This window comes from Pseudonocardia sp. TRM90224, from assembly GCF_021245725.1.
Classification (GTDB): Bacteria; Actinomycetota; Actinomycetes; order Mycobacteriales; family Pseudonocardiaceae; genus Pseudonocardia.
Genome location: NZ_JAJGSX010000006.1, coordinates 114,354 through 134,540, shown reverse-complemented (window position 1 = coordinate 134,540; position 20,187 = coordinate 114,354). Strand labels below are relative to the sequence as shown.

The following is a 20,187-nucleotide window of genomic DNA, read 5'->3' as shown; positions in this document are numbered from 1 at the left end:
GTCCGCGGGTAGGCGTTGCGCACGCAAGGGCAGGAAAGCCACTTTCAGGCCCTGTGGGGGCAGGAAAGTGGCTTTCCTGCCCTCCACCCGCACCCGGGGACAGATGGCCGACCGTGCTCTGTGCGCCTCATGGAACCGTGTGGTCGTCACGCAGCCCTGTGGATCAACCGCAAGGTTCCATGAGGCGACCCGACCAGTCCGGGCGGGCGGTTCGGTCGACGCCGCGCCGCCGGGATGAGTGCGGGGACGCACACGTTGCGAGGAAAGCCACGTTCCCGGCATCCCTCGCCCAGCCCGGGGCCGCGCCAGGCACGGATCCTCATTCCCTCGTGGCGGCCCGGAGGGCCATGGCTGGCTTTCCTGACGTCTGCGGGTGGCCGGCCCGCGCGTTCGCTATCCCGCGCGGCGGTCCCGCGCCAACGCGGCGACGGTGACCCTGGCCGCGTCGAGCAGCAGGCGCCGGCCGACGAGGATCTCCTGCGCGGCGCCGCCGGCGTGCAGCAGCCCCAGCAGGATGTGCTCCGCGCCGATTTGGCCGTGCTTGAGCCGGATCGCCTCGCGCAACGAGAGTTCGAGCGCCTTCTTGGCCGAGCTGTCGATGCGCAGGTGGCCGAAGGCCTTGCGGCCCTTCCGGTCGCGGGTGGCTCTCGTGCGGTCGAGCGCACCCTCGCCGAAGCTGTTGTCGACCTGCCGCCGCACCTCGTCGAGGTCGATGCCCAGCGTGGCGAGCGCTTCCGCGTCGGACGGGCCGGCCGTCGCCGCGTCGATGTCGGCGAGCAGGTCGACCCGCTGGATCGAGTGCGCCGTCAGCACCGACAGCACGAGCGAGTCGTTCTGGTCGAGCACCCCGGCGAGCAGGTGCTCGGTGCGGATCGCGTCGGCGCCGCGGGTGCGGGCCTGCTCCTGCGCCGCCACGACGGCGAGGCGGGCGTTGGTGGTGAACCTCTCGAACATCGCAGAACCCCCTCAGAACCCGAACCGGCGGTACTTCTTGTGAACGGCCTGCCTGCTCACCTTGAGCGCGGCCGCGATCTGCTGCCACGACCACCCCTGGTCGCGCGCGTTGCCTACCTGCAGTTCCTCGAGCGACTCCAGCAGCCCCCGCAGGGACGCCACAGCCGCTAGTCCGATGGCGGGGTCCCTGCTGGACGCTGCCGCCGCTACCTGCGTCGCATCTGCCATGCCGTCAACCTACGTTGACACATCCAGGCTGTCAACCAAAGTTGACGCGCCCGTTGTCGAGAAACGCCGACGGCCCCGCTGACACGGAGTCAACGGGGCCGTCGGCGTACATTTCATTCGGTGTCGAGCAGGCCCTCCGGCGGCGTGAGCACGACCTTGCCCGCCGCCATGTCGACGGTCGGGACGATCTCGCGGACGAACGGGACCAGCGCGTCGGGCGCGCCTTCGCGGGCGAGCACGAGCAGCTCGCCGCCCGGCCCGTGGATCACATCGCGGACGGTGCCGACGAGCTCGCCGTCGGCCAGCTCGGCACGCAGGCCTTCGAGCTGGTGGACGTGGAACTCGTCGGGGTCGTCCGGGAGCGCCAGCGACGCGGTGTCGACCAGCAGCCGGGTGCCGCGCAGCGCCTCCGCGCCCGTCCGGTCGGGTGCCTCGACGAACCGCACGAGCAGCCTGCCCGAGTGCGGGCGGACCGACTCCACGGTCAACGTGCCATCGGGGCCGGGCGGGCGGCGCGCCACGAGGACCCGCCCCGCGGCGAACCGCTCCTCGGGCGAGTCGGTGTGCACGTCGACGACGACCTCGCCGCGCAACCCGTGCGCGCGCAGGGCGACGCCGACGAGCACTTCGCCCGTGCGGCTACCGGTCGGTGTCGACGACATCCACACGCACGCCCCTACCACCGATCCCGCCGACGACGGTGCGCAGCGCGGTGGCCGTGCGGCCACCACGCCCGATCACCTTGCCGAGGTCCTCGGGGTGCACACGCACCTCGAGGGTTCGGCCGCGACGAGTGGTGACCAGGTCGACCCGCACCTCGTCGGGGTGGTCGACGATCCCACGGACGAGGTGCTCCAGCGCGTCGGCAAGCACCGGCGTCATGACGCCTCCTCAATGAAGCTCGTCGTGGGTCCGGTCACTTCTCGGTGGCCTCGGCCGCCTCAGCCTCAGGTGCGGCGTCCTCGGCCTTCTCGCGCCGGGCGCCCTTCTTCTTCGGGGTGGTGGCCTCGGTGGTCGGCTCCTCGCCGGCAGCGGCGAGCGCTGCCTGGAAGCGGGCCAGCTTGTCCACCTTCTCCGGCTGCGGCTTGAGGGTGCCCTCGGCGCCGGGGAGGCCCTTGAACTTCTGCCAGTCGCCGGTGATCTTGAGGAGGTGCTCGACGGGCTCGGTCGGCTGCGCGCCGACACCCAGCCAGTACTGCGCACGCTCCGAGTCGATCTCGATCAGGCTCGGCTCGTTCTTGGGGTGGTACTTGCCGATGGTCTCGATGGCCCGACCGCTGCGGCGGCTGCGGGCGTCGGCGACGACGACGCGGTAGTACGGCTGACGGATCTTGCCCAGCCTCATCAGCTTGATCTTGACGGCCACGCTGCTTGCTGCTCCTTGAATCGGTACTTCGGCGGTGAGGCCGCACCGCTCGCGTGGGGTTACGGGCTGCGCGTCACTCGACGTGTGGGTGGCTGCGGCACGGTAGAGGGCCATCCGCAGGGCCGATCGGCCATTCTGCCAGACGGGCGGCGCGGACGGGCTCTCAGGCCACTGGTAGCGCGCCCAAGACACCCAGAACGAGCACCAGCGCCGGCAACAGGTTGTTCACCTGGTGCGCCACGATGCTGGCCAGCAGCCGCCCCGTGTACACCCTGGCCAGCGCGATCGGGATCGCGACGATCAGCAGCAGCGGGGTGCGGGTGAACTCGAAATGGGCGAGCGCGAACAGCAGCGTCGTGACCCCGAACGCCACCCACGGGCCGACGCCCAGCCGTTCGATGCTGCCCCACAGCAGCCCCCGGTACACGATCTCCTCGCACAGGGGCGCGAGGAGCGCGACCGTGGCGAAGATCGCGACGGCGGTCACGGGATTGGCTCTGACCTCGGCGAACGCGCTGCCGACCGCCGATGACGCCTCCTCGCCGACGATCATCGAGTAGACGATCGACGCGGGGATCGTCACGAAGAGCCCGCCGAGCCCGAACGCGAGCCCGATGCCGATGTCGCGCCACGACCACGAGAGCCGCAGGTCGACGAACGGGCCGTTGCCGCGCACCAACGTGATCACCACGGCGAGCGAGGCGGCGACCATCGTCGGCACGGCCAGCGACAGCGCGAGCTGCCCCGCCGACGACGCCTCGCCTTCGCCCTCGCCGCGCATGAACAGCAACGCCAACAGCAGCGATGTGCCGAGGAACACGATCTCGACGAGCACGTAGGCGCCGATCCCCCACCGATGGGTGCGCCGCGGCGGCTGCGCCGGCCTGGAGAAGGAGAACTCGGGCGACACCGCAGGCGGGGTCGGCGGGACGGGCGTCCATTCGGGAGCGGTCCACGGCGGGTCCGCCACGGCGGAGAGCGCCGGCGCTGTGCCGACGTCGCCGACGGGCTCCGACGCCGCGCTTCCTGCCTCGACGCCCCCTACCTCGACGCCGTCAGCCGGCCGCTCGTCGTCGCTGTCTCCCGCACTCACGCCCCGACGCTACCGGCCGGTCGCGTGCACCGGCACGCCGCGAAGCATGACGAGCGCCGGTTCGCGCAGTTCCGTGAGGTCCTTGCGCGGATCGGAGCGGTAGACGACGAGGTCGGCCGGGCGGCCGAACTGCCAGTTGGGGCGGCCCAGCCAGGTCCGCGCGCCCCAGCTGCCCGCCGCGAGCGCGGCCGTTGCGTCCATGCCGGCCTCGTGCAGCGCGATGATCTCGTCGGCGATCCGGCCGTGCGCGATGCCGCCGCCGGCGTCGGTGCCCGCGTAGACCGGGACACCCGCCTCGACCGCTCTGCGGACCGTGTCGCCCGCCCCGGCGTGCAGCCGCCGCATGTGCTCGGCGTAGGTCGGGTACTTCGTGGCGCTGTCGGCGATCGAGGGGAACGTCTCGACGTTGATCAGCGTGGGCACCAGCGCGGTGCCGCGCTCGGCCATCTCGGCGATCAGGTCGTCGGTGAGGCCGGTGCCGTGCTCGATGCAGTCGATGCCCGCACCGATGAGCCCGTGCATCGCCTCGGCGCCGAACACGTGCGCCGTCACCCGTGCGCCGAGGGCATGGGCCGCGTCGATCGCGGCCCTCAGCACGTCGTCGGGCCACAGTGGGCCGAGGTCGCCCTTGCCGCGGTCGATCCAGTCGCCGACCAGCTTGACCCAGCCGTCGCCGAGCACGGCCTGGTCGGCGACGGCGTCGGGCAGCGCGGCCGGGTCCTCCAGGTCGATGGCGAGGCCGGAGATGTAGCGCTTGGGACGTGCGATGTGCCGGCCGGCCCTGATGATCTCCGGGAGGTCGGTGCGGGCCTGCAGCGGACTGGTGTCCATCGGGGAGCCGCAGTCGCGCAGCAGCAACGCGCCCGCATCGCGGTCGGTGCGGGCCTGCTCGTCGGCCTCCTCCAGGTCGGCGACCGCCAGCCCGACGTGGCAGTGCGCGTCGACGAGGCCGGGCACGATCCACCCGCCGTCGACGAGCGTCTCTGCCCCGGCGATCGGCTCCTCGACCAGCCGGCCGGCGGCGTCGACGTACAGGTCGACCGTGCTCTCGTCCGGCAGCGCCACGCCGCGCAGCCGATACACGGAGCTACTTGCCCTTCGGGAACTTGAGCTTGCTCGGGTCGAAGCCCGGCGGGAGCTGGTCGAGCCCCGGCGGCAGCTGCTGCAGCGACGGCGGCATGCCCGAGAGGTCCGGCATGCCCATGCCGCCCGGCAGACCGCGCGACGGGGTGGGGCCACGCCCCTTGCCCTTCTTGCCCTTGCGGCTCTTCGCCAGCTTCTTCGTGGCGCTGCGGCCGCCGCCGAAACCGAACTGGCCGGCCATCTGCTTCATCATCTTGCGGGCTTCGAAGAAGCGGTTGACCAGCTCGTTGACGTCGCTGACCTGCACGCCGGAGCCGTTGGCGATGCGCAGCCGCCGCGAGCCGTTGATGATCTTCGGGTCGGAACGCTCCGCGGGCGTCATGCCGCGGATGATCGCCTGCAGCTTGTCGAGCTGCTTGTCGTCGACCTGGGCGAGCGCGTCCTTCATCTGGCCGGCGTTGGCGCCCGGCAGCATGTTGAGGATGTTGCCGATCGGGCCCATCTTGCGGATGGCGAGCATCTGCTCGAGGAAGTCCTCGAGGGTCAGCTCGCCCGAGCTGATCTTCGCGGCGGCCTTCGCCGTCTGCTCCTGGTCGAACGCGCTCTCGGCCTGCTCGATCAGCGTGAGCAGGTCGCCCATCCCGAGGATGCGGCTGGCCATCCGGTCGGGGTGGAAGACGTCGAAGTCGGCGAGCTTCTCGCCGCTCGACGCGAAGAGGATCGGCTGGCCGGTGACCTCGCGGACCGACAGCGCGGCACCACCGCGGGCGTCGCCGTCGAGCTTCGTGAGCACAACACCGGTGAACCCGACGCCGTCGCGGAACGCCTCCGCGGTGGCCACGGCGTCCTGACCGATCATGGCGTCGACGACGAACAAGGTCTCGTCGGGCGCGACGGCGTCGCGGATGTCCGCGGCCTGGCGCATCAGCTCCTCGTCGACACCGAGGCGGCCCGCGGTGTCGACGATGACGATGTCGAACATCTTCTCGCGGGCGTGCGCGACACCGCGACGCGCGACGTCGACCGGGTCGCCGACACCGTTGCCCGGCTCCGGCGCGAAGGTCGTGACGCCCGCGCGCTCACCGACGATCTGCAGCTGGTTGACCGCGTTGGGCCGCTGCAGGTCGCAGGCGACGAGCAGCGGTGTGTGGCCCTGCCCCTTGAGCCAATTGGCGAGCTTCCCGGCGAGTGTGGTCTTACCGGAACCCTGCAGACCCGCCAGCATGATCACGCTGGGCGGTTCCTTGGCCAGCGCGATCCGTCTGGTCTCGCCGCCGAGGATCGCGACGAGCTCCTCGTTGACGATCTTGACGACCTGCTGCGCGGGGTTCAGCGCGCCGGAGACCTCCGCGCCTTTCGCCCTCTCCTTGATCCGCGTGATGAAGCCGCGCACCACCGGGAGCGCGACGTCGGCCTCCAGCAGCGCGATGCGGATCTCCCGCGCGGTGGTGTCGATGTCGGCCTCGGAGAGCCGACCCTTGCCACGGAGGTTGGCGAGCGCGCCGCTGAGGCGCTCGGAGAGGGTGTCGAACACCCGGCCAAGCCTACTGGGGCTCGGCCGGACCTGTCGGGCGGCAGACTGGGTACGTGAAGGTTCTGATCACCGGGATGTCCGGAACGGGCAAGTCGACGGTCCTCGAAGAGCTCGCCCGCCGCGGCCACCGGGTGGTCGACACGGATTCCGACACGTGGTGCGAATGGGTCACCGACGACGACGGCGAGCCCGACTGGGTGTGGCGCACCGAGGCCATGGCGGAGCTGCTCGCGACCGACGGAGGGGTGTTCGTCGCGGGCTGCAAGACCAACCAGGTCGACTTCTACCCGCGGTTCGACCACATCGTGCTGCTGAGCGCGCCCGCGGACGTCCTGTTCGACCGGATCGAGGCACGCACCACGAACCAGTACGGCAAGAGCGCCGAGGAACGGGAGCTGGTGCTGAAGCACATCGCCGAGGTGCAGCCCCTCCTGCGCGAGGGCGCCACCCTCGAGATCGACGCGACGGCGCCCGTCGCCGCGGTGGCCGACCAGCTGGAACGGCTGCGCTGACGCAGGGGCCTACGAAGCCTTGCGGGCGTACTCCGGCCGGATCACCGGCTCGCCGTCGTCGACGAGCATGCCGGCGCGCGCCGTCGAGCGGTCGAGCACGGTGACGCTCTCCCACTCCGTCGGCGGGTTGGCCCGCAGCTCGGCCGTGGTGGCGACGGCGCGCTCGGCGTGGCCCGCCATCGACGACTCCGGCACCACCCGGCCGCGCTCCAGCTGACCCGTGCGCGCCTCCGCCGGGTCGACGTGCAACCACAGCAGGTGGGCGGAGCGACCCGTCATCGCAGCCAGCCGAGCGACCGCCGCGCGCATGCGCGGATCGGTCGCGGGCAGGTGGACGATGACCGTCGGGATGGCCGATCCGGCGTTGCGCACTACGGCGACGCGGTGCCACAAATGGACGAGCGGGCGGTACCAGCCGTACGGCAACGGGTGCAGCGCCTTGTGCAGCGCTTCCCGGTAGCTGTCGGAATCGAGCACGACCTGCCCCTCGCGCTCGGGCAGTCCGGCGAGCAGCGTCGACTTCCCGGCGCCCGGCATTCCTGCGACTAGCAGCAACGACCGGCCGGGCAGGACGAAACGTACAGCGGGCCTCGTGGAGGTCACGCAGTGTCAACGCCTCGTTCGCACAGTTCGTTCCGATCCGGCGGCCCGAAACGGACATCTCACCCGGTGTGCCTACAAGGCGTCGGAGCCCCGTTCGCCCGTACGGACGCGCACGACCGTCCCGACGGGAGTGGTCCACACCTTCCCGTCGCCGATCTTGCCGGTGCGGGCGGCCTGCACGACGGCATCGATCACCTTGTCGGCCAGCTCGTCGTCGACGACGACCTCGATCTTGACCTTGGGCACGAAGTCGACCGTGTACTCGGCACCGCGGTAGACCTCGGTGTGCCCTTTCTGGCGGCCGTAGCCCTGCACCTCGCTCACGGTCAGGCCGAGCACGCCGAGCCGCTCGAGCGCGGCTTTGACGTCGCCGAGCGCGAACGGCTTGACGACGGCGGTGACCATGATCATGAGGCGTTCCCCTCCTGTGCGCTGCGCACGATGGGCGCGGGGATGGTGGCCCGTGCGCCCGTCGACAGCGGCGAGTACTCGTACGCGGTCTCGGCGTGCTCGGCCTCGTCGATGCCGCCTGCCTCGACCTCCGGGTCGACCCGGAACCCGACGGTCACGCGGACCAGCCACGCGAGCGCGTAGCTCACCGCGAAGGCGAACGCCGCGGTCGCGAGCACGGCGACGGCCTGCTTGCCGAGCTGGCCGAGGCCACCACCGTAGAGCAGCCCGTCCGCGCCGGCCTCGTTCACCGCGGTCGTGCCGAACAGCCCGATCAGGAGCATGCCGACGAGCCCGCCGACACCGTGGATCGCCACGACGTCGAGCGAGTCGTCGTAGCCGAGGCGGTACTTGAGCCGGATCGCCAGCTGGCAGGCGACACCGGCGACGAGCCCGATGACCAGCGCGCCGAACGTGTCGACGAACCCGCACGCGGGTGTGATCCCGACCAGCCCGGCGACGGCGGCCGACGCGGCACCGAGGCTGGTGGGACGACCGTCGAGGCGGTGTTCGAGCGCCAGCCACGCGATGACGGCCGCCGCCGACGCCGTCATCGTCGTGACGAAGGCGTTGCCCGCGACGGCGCCGGCGGCGAGCGCCGAGCCCGCGTTGAACCCGAACCAGCCGAACCACAGCAGGCCCGCGCCGAGCAGGACGGCAGGCAGGTTGTGCGGGCGCATCGGCTCGCGCGGCCAGCCCCTCCGCTTGCCGAGGACGAGCGCCAGCGCCAGCGCCGACGCGCCGGAGTTGATCTCGACGGCGGTGCCGCCCGCGAAGTCGAGCGCGCCGAGCACGTTGGCCATCCAGCCGCCGTTCGCGGAGACGTACCCGTCGAACGCGAAGATCCAGTGCGCGAGCGGGACGTAGACGAACAGCGTCCAGAGGCCCACGAAGATCGTCCACGGCCAGAACCGCGCGCGGTCGGCGATGGCGCCGGAGAGCAGCGCGCCGGTGATCACCGCGAACATCAGCTGGAACATCGCGAAGACCTGCAGCGGAATGCCCGTCCCACCACCACCGACGACGGCAGCCGAGTCGCGCAGCCCCGCGTGCTCGAACCCGCCGATCAGCCCGGCGTTCGAGTCGCCGAACGCGAGCGAGAAGCCGATCAGCACCCAGACCAGCCCGATCACGCCGAGGCTGACGAAGCTCATCATCATCATGTTGAGGACGCTCTTCGCGCGGACCATGCCGCCGTAGAAGAACGCCAGCCCTGGTGTCATGAGCATCACCAGAGCGGCACATCCCAGCACGTACGCCGTGTTCCCCGAGTCCACCCGCACTCCTCCGCTTGTCGGCTGCGGAGATGGTCAAAGCCGGGTGTTACAGGCCCGCGACCACGTGTTTCGGCAACGTGAACTGACCCGTAGGCAGTGTTACGTCTGCGTGACGTGAGGGTTGCGCACGGTCGAGCAGTCGCGAACTTCCCCACCGTTTTGCCAACCTGCACACCCGAAACGGCGTGCAGGTTGGCAAAACGGTGGGGACATCGGGGTTGTGACGACTGACCGTTAGCTATGCTATCGACCGTTGCCGTCTTGGAGGAGCTCCCGCATGACCACCGTCCGGCCCGCCAGCCCGTTCCGGCAGCCCAAGGCCGTCTGGGCCGTCGCGTTCGCGTGCGTCATCTCGTTCATGGGCATCGGGCTCGTCGATCCGATCCTCCCGGCGCTCGCCGACCAGCTGCACGCATCGCCGAGCCAGGTGACGCTGCTGTTCACCAGCTACCTCGTGGTCACCGCAGTGGCGATGCTCGTGACGGGGTGGGTGTCGAGCCGGATCGGCGCGAAGAACACCCTCATCGCCGGCCTCGTGATCATCGTCGTGTTCGCGGCGCTGGCCGGGGCGTCGGGGAGCATCGGCGGGATCGTCGGGTTCCGGGCCGGGTGGGGCCTGGGCAACGCGCTGTTCATCGCGACCTCGCTCGCCGTGATCGTCGGCTCGGCCAGCGGCGGGTTCGCCGGCGCGATCGTCCTGTACGAAACGGCGCTGGGCGTCGGCATCGCGTGTGGCCCGTTGCTGGGTGGGTTGCTCGGCAACGTCAGCTGGCGCGGCCCGTTCTTCGGCGTCTCGGTGCTGATGGCGATCGCGCTGGTCGCGACCGTGCTGTTCGTCCCGAGCACGCCTCGGCCGGTCCACCGCGCGTCGCTCGCGGAGCCGCTCGCCGCCCTGCGCCACCGCGGCCTGCTGACGATGGGTGTGACGGCGCTGCTCTACAACTGGGGCTTCTTCACGATGCTCGGCTACGTCCCGTTCCCGATGGGGCTCTCGATCTACCAGCTTGGCGCGGTGTTCTTCGGGTGGGGCGTGCTCGTGGCGATCTTCTCGGTGTTCGTCGCACCGCGGCTGCAGCGCCGGTTCGGCACGGCGCCCACGCTGTACGTCAACCTGGCGCTCTTCGCGGCCCTCCTCGCGATCATCGCCGCGCGGATCGACTCGCCGCCGACGCTGGTCGTCGTGGTGATCGCGGCCGGCGCGCTGATCGGCATCAACAACACGCTCACCACGCAGGCGGTGATGCTGGTGGCGCCGGTCGAGCGGCCGGTGGCGTCGGCGGCGTACGGGTTCATCCGGTTCATCGGCGGCGGGCTGGCTCCCTTCGCCGCTGGTTTGCTCGCCGAGGCGTACGGGGTGGCGGTCCCGTTCGCACTCGGCGCGGTCGCCGTCGTGCTGGCGATCGGGGTGCTCGCGAGCGGCCACCGGCTGCTCGCCGGAGCCGACGAGATGCTGGCGACCGGCCACGCCGCACACGCCGGCGAACCCGACCTCGACGCCGAGGAGCTCGAAGAGATCAGCGAGGACGGCACCGGCGAGCCGGGGGTGGTCGAGCGCGCCGAGGCGGCCGGGTAGCCGGGCTCGACCGGCGGCGAGAAGACCGCTAGCCGGCTGCGGCGAGCACGGCCTTCTCGATGCGCAGCCGGTCGGCGGCGGCGAGCGTGGCCGCGCCCGAACCGGAGTCGAGGCAGAACGCGTCGACGACCGACGCGCCGAGCGTCGCGACCCGGGCCCACCGCAGGTCGGCGCCGCAGCCCTCCAGCGCGACGGCGATGCGGTGCAGGAGCCCGATCCGGTCGGTGCCGCGCAGCTCCAGCACAACAGCGCCGGTGGCCTCGTCGTCGAACCACTTGACCCGCGGCGGTGCCGGCGCCTCGCCGCTGGGTTGCATCGGCGCGTAGTCGCGCTCCTTGCGGGCCAGCGCCTCGGCCAGCACGAGCCGCCCGTCCAGCGCCCTGACCAGGTCGGACCGCAGCAGAGCAGGGTCGGGCAGCCCGCCGAACTTCGGCGAGACGGTGAACGTGAACACCGCGACCGCGCCCGTGGTGTGCAGCTCGGCCGCGTGCACCTCCAGGGAATGCAGCGCCAGCACGCCGGCGGCCGCGGCGAGCGCGCCGGGCTGGTCGGGGATCGCGACGACGACGGACGCCGGGGCGCTCGTGTCGTCCACCCGCAGCTGTGGGCGCCCGTCGGCCGTCACGGCGGCCGCGGCCGCCAGCTCGGCCTCGGTGGGTGCGCCGAACGCCGGCAGCGTCTCCCCTGCCATCAACGCGCGGCAACGGCCGGCGAGATCCCTGATCAGGGTCTGCTTCCACGGGCTCCACACCCCCGGGCCCGTCGCGAGCGAATCGGCCTCGGCGAGCTGCTCCAGCAGGTCGAGCAGCAGGCCGTTGTGGTCGAGCGTCTCGACCACCCGCGTGATCGTCGTGGGGTCCTCGAGGTCGCGCCGTGTGGCCGTGTGCGGCAGCAGCAGGTGGTGGCGCACCATCGCGCCGAGCAGCGCGACGTCGGGCTCGCCGAAGCCCAACCTGCGGCCCACCTGGATCGCGAGCGACTCGCCGATCGTCGAGTGGTCGCCGCCGCGCCCCTTGCCGATGTCGTGCAGGAGCGTGCCGATGAGCAGCAGGTCGGGCCGGTGGACCCGGGTGGTGAGGCGGGCGGCCTGCGCGCAGGCCTCGACGAGGTGGCGGTCGACGGTCCAGACGTGCGCGCGGTCGCGCGGGGGCAGGTCGCGCACCGCGCCCCACTCGGGGAACAGCCGCCCCCACAGGCCGGTGCGGTCGAGCGACTCCACGACGTCGACGAGCGGACGCCCGGTGCCGAGCAGCGACAGCAACTCCCCCAGCGCCGAGCGCGGCCACGGTTCGCGCAGCTCAGGGGCGGTGTCGGCGAGGCGGTGCAGGGTCCCGGCGGCCACCGGGAGGCCGGTGCGCGCGGCGGTAGCGGCCACCCGCAGCACGAGCGCGGGGTCGCGCGCCGCCGACGCGTCGCGGGCGAGCGTCACCTCACCCGCGTGCTCGACGACCCCGGTGTCGAGGGGGCTTCGGACCGGTGCCCTGCGCAGCGCGGCGAGCCCGCGCCGAGGCAGCGCACCCCGGGCCGATCGCAGGCCGACCTCCGCGGCGAACGCCACCGAGCGGGCGGCCCCGGACAGCGCTCTGGCCAGCTCGAACCGGTCGGCGATCTCAAGCGCGGCGGCGACCTCGTCGGCGTCCTGCGCGCGCAGGACGTCCCGCGCCCGGCCGGCGAGCCGGTGCAGCTCGGTGCGGACGTCGAGCAGCAGGCCACGCGCCGCGATCACGTCGGCGGCGGGCCGGTCGACGAGCTGGGCCGCGGCCAGCGCGTCGACGAGCTGGACGTCGCGCAGCCCGCCGTGCCCGTTCTTCAGGTCGGGCTCGACGCGGTGCGCGACATCGCCGACCTTGCGCCAGCGCTCCTGCGCCGAATCGGCGATCTCGTCGAACCGGCTGCGGATGCCCGCGCGCCACGCCTGCCGGACCGCCACCTTGACCTTGTCGGAGAGCGCGGGGTCACCCGCGATGTGCCGGGCTTCGAGCAGGCCGAACGCCGCGCGCAGGTCGGTCGCGGCCACCTGCACGGCCTGGCCGGGGGTCCGGACCGAGTGGTCGAGCCCGATGCCGGCGTCCCACAGCGGGTACCACAGCTGCTCGGCCAGCCGCTCGACGTCCTTGCGGCCGTCGTGCAGCAGCACGAGGTCGAGATCGGAGTGCGGGGCCAGCTCGCGCCGCCCGAGCGCGCCGACCGCGACCAGCGCCGCGCGGTCGGTGAGGCCGATCGCGGCGGCCCGCGACGAGAGCCAGAAATCGTGCAGGTCCACCAGCGCCGTGCGCAGCGCCTCGGCGCCGAGCCGGCGCTTGCCGGCGCCGGGGTCGAGCAGGACGCCGCGGGCCTTGGCCAGGTCGCCCGCATCGCCCGAACCGTTCAGGACCTCCACGGAGCAGCTCCCCCAAAGTGCGCCGATCCGGACATCAGGAAAGCCACTTCCGGTCCGGGAAGTGGCTCTCCTGATGCATCCGGGCTTCCTCAGATCGCGTCGTTGCCGCGCTCGCCGGTGCGAACCCTGACCACCGTCTCGACGGGGGTGACCCACACCTTCCCGTCGCCGATCTTGCCGGTCCGGGCCGCCTCGACGACGGCGTCGACGACCTTGTCGGCGAGCGTGTCGTCGGCGACGACCTCCACCCGCACCTTCGGCACGAAGTCGACGGAGTACTCGGCACCCCGGTAGACCTCCGTGTGCCCCTTCTGCCTTCCGTAACCCTGCACCTCGCTGACCGTCATGCCCAGCACGCCGATCTGCTCCAGCGCACCCTTGACGTCCTCGAGGACGAACGGCTTGACGATCGCCGTCACCAGCTTCATGCGTCAGCTCTCCTTGCCTGCTGTTGCCGGGACCTGCTGCTCCACACGCGCTGCCGGCGGGCGAGGCGAGCTCGTGCCCAGGCCGCCACCGCCGCGGAGGCTGGAGAAGTCGTAGCCCGACTCCGCGTGCTCCACCTCGTCGATGCCGGTGGCCTCCTGCTCGTCGGTCACCCGCACCCCGACGACGGCCTTGACGATGAACGCCAGCACGAGGCTCACGACGAAGGAGAACAGCAGCACCGCACCCGCCCCGACGGCCTGGCGCCACAGCTGGTCGAACCCGCCGCCGTAGAGGAGCCCGTCGACCGCGGCCGGCGCGCTGGAGGTGGCGAAGAAGCCGATCAGCAGCGTGCCGACGAGACCGCCGACGAGGTGCACCCCGACGACGTCGAGCGAGTCGTCGTAGCCGAAGCGGAACTTGAGGCCGACCGCGAGCGCGCACAGCACACCGGCGATGGCACCGACCGCGATCGCGCCGAGCGGGGACACCGCGGAACACGCCGGGGTGATCGCGACGAGGCCGGCCACGACACCGGACGCCGCGCCGAGGCTGGTCGGCTTGCCGTCGCGGACCCGCTCGACGAGCAGCCACGCGAGCATGCCGGCCGAGGTCGCGACGAGGGTGTTGACGAACGTGATGCCGGCGACCCCGTTGGACGCCACGGCCGAGCCGGCGTTGAACCCGAACCAGCCGAACCAGAGCAGGCCGGCGCCGAGCATCACGAGGGTGAGGTTGTGCGGGCGCATCGGCTCACGCGGCCAACCGCGCCTCTTGCCGAGCACCAGCGCGAGCGCGAGCGCCGCCGCACCGGCGTTGATGTGGACGGCCGTGCCGCCCGCGAAGTCGATCGCCTTGAGCTGGTTGGCGATCCAGCCGCCCGTCTCGGCGGTGACGCCGTCGAACGAGAACACCCAGTGCGCCACCGGGAAGTACACGACGGTCGCCCAGAGCCCGGCGAACAGCAGCCACGGGCCGAAGCGCATGCGGTCGGCGACCGCACCGGAGATCAGCGCGACCGTGATGATCGCGAACATGGCCTGGAAGGCCGCGAACACGGTGGCCGGGATCGTCCCGACCAGCGGGATGTCGACGGGCGGGCCGCCGTCGGTCGCGAGGTACGTGCCGCCGAAGAGCCCCTCCAGCCCGGCGAACTCACCGGGGTTGCCGAGCAGGCCGCCGCCGACGTCGTTGCCGAACGCCACCGAGTAGCCGTACAGCACCCACAGCACGCCTACCAGGCCGAGCGCGGAGATGCTCATCATCATCATGTTGAGCACGCTCTTGCTCCGGACCATGCCGCCGTAGAACAGCGCCAATCCCGGTGTCATCAGCAGCACCAGCGCTGAGCTGGCGAGCATCCATGCAGTATCGCCGGTGTCGAGCACGGAACTCCCTCCCGTCGTCTCGCCGCTGGCCTCTTCTGGACACGTTGGAGCGGCAGGTGCGGGAACTATCTGGCGGGCGTGTTTCCGTCGCCGTCCTCGGCTGTTTCCACACCGTGAACGAGACCCGCCGGGGAGTTACATCCGGATTACGCGGCGTGGAGGGGCTGGGTGTGCCCGTGACGTGCGCCGGTGGTCCGGTGGGCCGGAGGCCCGCCCGGTTGAGATCGTGCGCGTCAGTTCAGCAGCGCGTCGACGAACGCGGCCGGTTCGAAGGGCGCCAGGTCGTCGGGGCCCTCGCCGAGCCCGACGAGCTTCACCGGGACGCCGAGCTCGCGCTGGACGCGGAAGACGATGCCGCCCTTCGCCGTGCCGTCGAGCTTGGTGAGCACGATGCCGGTGACCTTCACGACGTCGCCGAACACGCGGGCCTGGGTGAGCCCGTTCTGGCCGGTCGTGGCATCCAGCACGAGCAGGACCTCGTCGACGACGGACTGCCGCTCGACGACCCGCTTGACCTTGTCCAGCTCGTCCATCAGGCCGGTCTTGGTGTGCAGCCGGCCCGCGGTGTCGAGCAGCACGACGTCGGCGCCCTCCTCGGAGCCGCGCTTGACCGCGTCGAACGCGACGCTGGCAGGGTCGGCGCCCTCAGCGCCGCGGACAACTGTGGCGCCCGCCCGTTCGCCCCACGTGGCGAGCTGCTCGGCAGCGGCTGCGCGGAACGTGTCGGCTGCACCCAGCACGACGTGGTGCCCACCGCCGACGAGGACCCGGGCGAGCTTGCCGGTGGTCGTCGTCTTGCCGGTGCCGTTGACGCCGACCACCAGCAGCACCCCCGGGCGCCCGTCGTGCGGCAGCGCGCGCACCGAACGGTCGAGGTCGGTGCGCAGCGCATCGGTGAGGACGTCGCGCAGCAGCTGGCGCGCCTGCTCCGACGTGCGGACGCCGCGGCTGGCGATCTCCGTGCGCAGCCGGTCGACCAGCTCCTGGGTCATGTCCGGGCCGAGGTCGGCCTGCAGGAGCGTCGCCTCGACGTCCTCCCACGACTCCTCGTCGAGCTCACCGGCGCCGAGCAGGCCGAGCAGGCCCTGGCCGAATCCGGAGCGCGAGCGGGCGAGCCGGCCACGCAGACGCTCAAGCCGGCCCTCGGCCGACGGGATCTCCTCCGTCGGGGCGGTCGGGCGCGCAGGCTCGGCTTCCGGCTCCGGCTCGAGCTCGGGCTGCGGCTCCGCGGGGGGCTCTTCGGCCTTCTCCGGTGCCTTCTCTTCCGTTTCAGCGCCGGAGGTGAAGCTGAAGTCGCGATCGGCCTGGTAGGTGCCGCCGCGCTTGGGCGGGGCCGTATCCGGCTGGGCGCTGCGGTCGAGCTGCTCGGGCTCGCGGAGACTGATCCGCCTGCGCCGCTGGAGCAGCAGCCCCAACGCGAGCGCGATGAGCAGAACCGCAGCAGCGACCGCGATGACGATCCAGAGTGTCTGCGTGGTCACGGCGCAAGACTGTCATGGTCGGGCGTGGGACGCGTGGGGCGGGGATGTACCCACCCTCCCCACACCCTTGGCGCGGTCACGGCGGCGGTGCCAGGAAAGTGGCTTTCCTGGCGCCACAGGACAGGAAAGCCACTTTCCTGGCACCTCGTCTTGCCCCGGCCGTCGGGACTCAGCGCTGCGCCTGCGCGAGTTCGGGTACTGCGCGCCGTAGCGATCAGCTGGCGGGGCGCAGTCGCTGGCTGATCACCGTCGTGATGCCGTCGCCGCGCATGGACACGCCGTACAGCGCGTCGGCGACCTCCATCGTCGGCTTCTGGTGCGTGATGACGATCAGCTGGCTGGTCTCGCGGAGCTCCTCCATCAGCGAGATCAGCCGGCGCAGGTTGACGTCGTCGAGCGCGGCCTCGATCTCGTCGAGGATGTAGAACGGCGAGGGGCGGGCCCGGAAGATCGCGACCAGCAGCGCCATCGCCGTCAGGGAGCGCTCGCCGCCGGAGAGCAGCGAGAGGCGCTTGACCTTCTTGCCCGGCGGGCGGGCCTCCACCTCGACGCCGGTGGTGAGCATGTCGTCGGGGTCGGTGAGCACGAGCCGGCCCTCGCCGCCGGGGAAGAGCGTCTGGAAGACGATCGCGAACTCGCGCGCGACGTCGGCATAGGCCGTCGCGAACACCTCGAGGATCTTGTCGTCGACCTCGCGGACGACGGTGAGCAGGTCGCGCCGGGTGTTCTTGAGGTCCTCCAGCTGCGTGGAGAGGAAGCGGTAGCGCTCTTCGAGCGCCGCGAACTCCTCCAGCGCGAGCGGGTTGACCTTCCCGAGCAGCGAGAGGTCCTTCTCCGCCCGCTGCGCCCTGCGCTCCTGCGTCGGCCGGTCGAACGGCATGGGTGGGGGCGCGGTGACGTCCTCGCCGCGTTCCTTGGCCGCCTCGTACTCGGCCATCTCCGACGCCGAGGCCGGCACCGGGACGTCGGGCCCGTACTCGGCGACGAGGTCCTCGACCCCGAGGCCGTGGTCGGCGAGCACCTTCTCGCTGAGCTGTTCGAGCCGCAGTCGGTTCTGCGCGCGCACGACCTCGTCGCGGTGGACGGCGTCGGTGAGCTTCTCCATCAGCGCGGTGAGCCGGCCGCTGGTGAGCCGGGCCTCGCCGAGCGCGCGCTCCCGCGCGTCGCGGGCGGCCGCTGCGGCGTCGCGCTCGACGACTGCGGCGGCGAGCGACTCCGCGATCCGCGCCGACGCATCCCGACCGGCCTCGACGACCAGGTCTGCGATCGTCAACGCCCGCTCGCGCGACTCCTGCGCCGCGGCGGCGCGCTGGCGGGCCTGCCGCTCGGAGAGCGCTTGGCGGCGCAGCGACTCGGCGCGCCCAGCGATGGCGCGGGCCCGCTCCTCGGCGGTCCGCAACGCGAGCCGGGCGTCGACCTCGGCAGCGCGGGCGGTGTTGAGCGCGTCGGCGGCGGTGTCGCGGATCTCGGTGTCGGGCTCGTCGGCGATCGGCTCGTCCTCGGCGACGGCGAGCTGCTGCTCGGCGGCCTCCAGCGCGAGCAGCGCGTCGGCGCGGCGACCCTCGACCTCGTCGCGGCGGGCCCGCAGGCGCTCCGCCTCCGCCGTGGCGGAGCGCACGGCCTGCTCGTAGCGGCCCAGCTGCGCCGATGCCGCCGTCTTGCGATGCTCGGCGGCGCCCTGCGCGTCCTGCGCCGACTCGACGTCGGACAGCCGCGCGGCCTCCTCGGCCCGCGCGCCCTCCAGCGTCGGGCGCAGCCGCGCGAGCTCCTGCTCGACGGCCTCCCGCTTCTCCCGGGCCTCGTCGACGGCGGCCTGGACGTCGAGCGCGCTGGACGCCGAGCCGGAACCGCCCTCGGCCCGTCCCGCGCCGAGCACGTCGCCCTCGACGGTGACGGCGGTGAGCTCCGGCCGAGCGGTGACGACGGTGCGAGCGGCGTCGAGGTCGTCGACGACAACGACGTCCCGCAGCAGCCAGCGAACGGTGCCGGCCAATGCACCGGAGACGGAAACGAGCGAGGCGGCCGGCTTGCCGGGGAGGGCAGGAAAGCCACTTTCCGGCCCTGTGGGGGCAGGAAAGTGGCTTTCCTGCCCTTCCCCGACCACGAGCGCGGCCCGCCCGGCATCCTGGGTGCGCAACGTGCGGATGGCGGCCACCGCGTCCTCCGGCGACTCGACGGCCACGGCGTCGGCCAACCCGCCGAGCGCCGCCGCGATCGCGACCCGCGCCCACGGCTCGACCGTGATCAGCCCGGGGACGGTGCCCAGCACGCCCGGCTGGTCGCCGCCGAGCAGCGCCGCCGACCCGTCCTTGCGGGCCAGCCCAACCGAGAGCGCGTCGACGCGGGCCCGCCAGTGCGCGCGCTGCTGCTCGACCTCACGCTCGCGGGCGACCAGCTCGGCCACCCGCTTGCGAGTGCTCTCGTGCGCCTCGGCGGCCTCGGCGCAGCGCCGTTCCAGCTCGGGGAGCGATCCGCCGGTGTCGGTCTCGGCGAGCACACCCAGCTCGTCCTGCGCCGCCTCCAGCTCGGCCTCGGCGGCCGCGGTGCGCTCGTGCGCCTCCGCCAGCGCCTCGGAGAGCCGCTCGATCTCCTCCGCGGTGGCCGTTGCGCCGGAGCGCAGCGCTTCGGCGCGGCCGGCCAGCGTCGCGAGCCCGGCCTTGCGGTCGGCGAGAGCGCGGACGGCCGCGATGTGCGCGCGCTCGGCCGCGGCGAGCACCCGCTCGTGCTCGGTGCGCTCGTCCATGACCTCCGAGAGCGCCCTGCGCGCCTCGACAACGGCCGCGACCAGCTCATCCTCCTGCTCGGCGACGGCTTCCGCCTCGGCGTCGAGCTCGTCGGGATCGCGGCCGGGCGTGCGCGCCTCGGCGGCGTCGCCGAGGTGGCGGCGGCGCTCCTCGGCGAGCCGGACGGTGCCGGCGAGCCGTTCGGCCAGCGCGGAGAGCCGGTACCAGGTGTCCTGTGCAGCGGCGAGCCGCGGCGCATCGGCGGCGAGCGCGGTCTCCAGATGCTCCTGCTCCACGCGCGCGACGGAGAGCTGCTCCTCGACCTCGGCGCGCCGGGCGCGGGCGGCGGACTCGTCGGCCTCCTCGCGGGCGAGCTGATCGCGCAAGGTGACGAGGTCGTCGGCGGCGAGCCGCAGCCTGGAGTCGCGCAGCTCCGACTGGACGGCCTGGGCTCGCCTGGCGATCTCCGCCTGGCGGCCGAGCGGCTTGAGCTGGCGGCGCAGCTCGGCGGTGAGGTCGGTCAGGCGCGTGAGGTTGGCCTGCATCGCGTCGAGCTTGCGGAGCGCCTTCTCCTTGCGCTTGCGGTGCTTGAGGACGCCGGCCGCCTCCTCGATGTAGGCGCGGCGGTCCTCCGGCTTGCTCTGCAGCACGGAGTCGAGCTGACCCTGCCCGACGATCACGTGCATCTCGCGGCCGATGCCGGAGTCGGAGAGCAGCTCCTGGATGTCGAGCAGCCGGCAGTGCGAGCCGTTGATCTCGTACTCGCCCGCGCCGTCGCGGAACATCCGACGGGTGATCGACACCTCGCCGTACTCGATCGGCAGTGCGCCGTCGGTGTTGTCGATCGTCAGCGTCACCTCGGCGCGGCCGAGCGGCGCGCGGCCGGACGTGCCGGCGAAGATGACGTCCTCCATCTTGCCGCCGCGCAGCGCCTTGGCGCCCTGCTCGCCGAGCACCCAGCTGATGGCGTCGACGACATTCGACTTGCCGGACCCGTTCGGCCCGACGACACAGGTGATCCCCGGCTCGAGTCGGAGCGTCGTGGCCGATGCGAAGGACTTGAATCCCTTCAGCGTCAGGCTCTTGAGGTGCACATTTCTCCCAGCGACAGTTGAC

18 protein-coding genes are annotated in these 20,187 nt (G+C 72.3%); 2 read left to right on the top strand and 16 right to left on the bottom strand.

Annotation, left to right across the window (positions count from 1 at the left end):
* Positions 1-393: 393 nt before the first annotated feature.
* The 8 genes from LL648_RS11215 to ffh form a co-directional block, all read right to left on the bottom strand.
* Positions 394-954 (bottom strand): Clp protease N-terminal domain-containing protein, encoded by a 561-nt coding sequence (locus tag LL648_RS11215; RefSeq protein ID WP_232662432.1) that lies wholly within the window; start codon positions 952-954, stop codon positions 394-396.
* Positions 955-966: 12 nt separating this feature from the next.
* The gene (locus LL648_RS11210) at positions 967-1,182 is read right to left on the bottom strand and encodes a helix-turn-helix domain-containing protein (protein WP_232662431.1); all 216 of its coding nucleotides are present in this window, start codon (positions 1,180-1,182) and stop codon (positions 967-969) included.
* A 113-nt stretch (positions 1,183-1,295) separates the two neighbouring features.
* Positions 1,296-1,844 carry a ribosome maturation factor RimM gene (rimM, locus tag LL648_RS11205; protein ID WP_232662430.1) on the bottom strand — a complete coding sequence of 183 codons (549 nt, stop codon included), beginning with the start codon at positions 1,842-1,844 and terminating at the stop codon, positions 1,296-1,298.
* Positions 1,822-2,064 carry an RNA-binding protein gene (locus LL648_RS11200; protein WP_232662429.1) on the bottom strand — a complete coding sequence of 81 codons (243 nt, stop codon included), beginning with the start codon at positions 2,062-2,064 and terminating at the stop codon, positions 1,822-1,824. The genes rimM and LL648_RS11200 overlap by 23 nt, the downstream gene beginning before the upstream one ends.
* Before the next feature lie 34 nt (positions 2,065-2,098).
* The gene (rpsP, locus tag LL648_RS11195; RefSeq protein ID WP_232662428.1) at positions 2,099-2,548 is read right to left on the bottom strand and encodes a 30S ribosomal protein S16; all 450 of its coding nucleotides are present in this window, start codon (positions 2,546-2,548) and stop codon (positions 2,099-2,101) included.
* A gap of 163 nt (positions 2,549-2,711) precedes the next feature.
* Positions 2,712-3,641 (bottom strand): CPBP family intramembrane glutamic endopeptidase, encoded by a 930-nt coding sequence (locus LL648_RS45150; RefSeq protein ID WP_232662427.1) that lies wholly within the window; start codon positions 3,639-3,641, stop codon positions 2,712-2,714.
* Between the two features lie 9 nt (positions 3,642-3,650).
* Complete coding sequence (locus LL648_RS11185) at positions 3,651-4,724, bottom strand: amidohydrolase family protein (RefSeq protein WP_232662426.1); 1,074 nt, start codon at positions 4,722-4,724, stop codon at positions 3,651-3,653.
* Positions 4,725-4,728: 4 nt separating this feature from the next.
* The gene (gene ffh, locus LL648_RS11180; RefSeq protein WP_232662425.1) at positions 4,729-6,258 is read right to left on the bottom strand and encodes a signal recognition particle protein; all 1,530 of its coding nucleotides are present in this window, start codon (positions 6,256-6,258) and stop codon (positions 4,729-4,731) included.
* 53 nt (positions 6,259-6,311) lie between these two features.
* On the opposite strand from ffh, the gene LL648_RS11175 reads away from it, so the two are divergent.
* Complete coding sequence (locus tag LL648_RS11175) at positions 6,312-6,770, top strand: AAA family ATPase (protein WP_232662424.1); 459 nt, start codon at positions 6,312-6,314, stop codon at positions 6,768-6,770.
* Positions 6,771-6,779: 9 nt separating this feature from the next.
* Here LL648_RS11175 and LL648_RS11170 read toward each other — a convergent pair whose 3' ends face one another.
* The 3 genes from LL648_RS11170 to LL648_RS11160 all read right to left on the bottom strand — a co-directional run bounded on the left by LL648_RS11170 (position 6,780) and on the right by LL648_RS11160 (position 9,052).
* Complete coding sequence (locus LL648_RS11170) at positions 6,780-7,373, bottom strand: AAA family ATPase (protein WP_232662423.1); 594 nt, start codon at positions 7,371-7,373, stop codon at positions 6,780-6,782.
* Between the two features lie 72 nt (positions 7,374-7,445).
* A complete protein-coding gene (locus LL648_RS11165; RefSeq protein ID WP_232662422.1) occupies positions 7,446-7,784 on the bottom strand; it encodes a P-II family nitrogen regulator in 339 nt (112 codons plus the stop codon).
* Entirely contained in the window at positions 7,781-9,052 is a 1,272-nt protein-coding gene (locus tag LL648_RS11160) for an ammonium transporter (RefSeq protein ID WP_232662707.1), read from the bottom strand. The genes LL648_RS11165 and LL648_RS11160 overlap by 4 nt, the downstream gene beginning before the upstream one ends.
* 325 nt (positions 9,053-9,377) lie before the next feature.
* On the opposite strand from LL648_RS11160, the gene LL648_RS11155 reads away from it, so the two are divergent.
* Positions 9,378-10,673 carry an MFS transporter gene (locus LL648_RS11155; RefSeq protein WP_232662421.1) on the top strand — a complete coding sequence of 432 codons (1,296 nt, stop codon included), beginning with the start codon at positions 9,378-9,380 and terminating at the stop codon, positions 10,671-10,673.
* 28 nt (positions 10,674-10,701) lie between these two features.
* Here the strand turns inward: LL648_RS11155 and LL648_RS11150 are convergent, their stop codons facing one another.
* The 5 genes from LL648_RS11150 to smc form a co-directional block, all read right to left on the bottom strand.
* Positions 10,702-13,053 carry a [protein-PII] uridylyltransferase gene (locus LL648_RS11150; protein WP_232662420.1) on the bottom strand — a complete coding sequence of 784 codons (2,352 nt, stop codon included), beginning with the start codon at positions 13,051-13,053 and terminating at the stop codon, positions 10,702-10,704.
* A gap of 89 nt (positions 13,054-13,142) precedes the next feature.
* Positions 13,143-13,481 carry a P-II family nitrogen regulator gene (locus LL648_RS11145; RefSeq protein WP_232662419.1) on the bottom strand — a complete coding sequence of 113 codons (339 nt, stop codon included), beginning with the start codon at positions 13,479-13,481 and terminating at the stop codon, positions 13,143-13,145.
* Positions 13,482-13,484: 3 nt separating this feature from the next.
* On the bottom strand, positions 13,485-14,840 hold the full coding sequence (locus LL648_RS11140) for an ammonium transporter (protein ID WP_232662418.1): 1,356 nt from the start codon (positions 14,838-14,840) through the stop codon (positions 13,485-13,487).
* 260 nt (positions 14,841-15,100) lie between these two features.
* Positions 15,101-16,348, bottom strand: a complete 1,248-nt coding sequence (ftsY, locus tag LL648_RS11135) for a signal recognition particle-docking protein FtsY (RefSeq protein WP_232662417.1) — start codon at positions 16,346-16,348, stop codon at positions 15,101-15,103.
* A 214-nt stretch (positions 16,349-16,562) separates the two neighbouring features.
* On the bottom strand, positions 16,563-20,165 hold the full coding sequence (gene smc, locus LL648_RS11130) for a chromosome segregation protein SMC (protein WP_232662416.1): 3,603 nt from the start codon (positions 20,163-20,165) through the stop codon (positions 16,563-16,565).
* Positions 20,166-20,187: the final 22 nt, after the last annotated feature.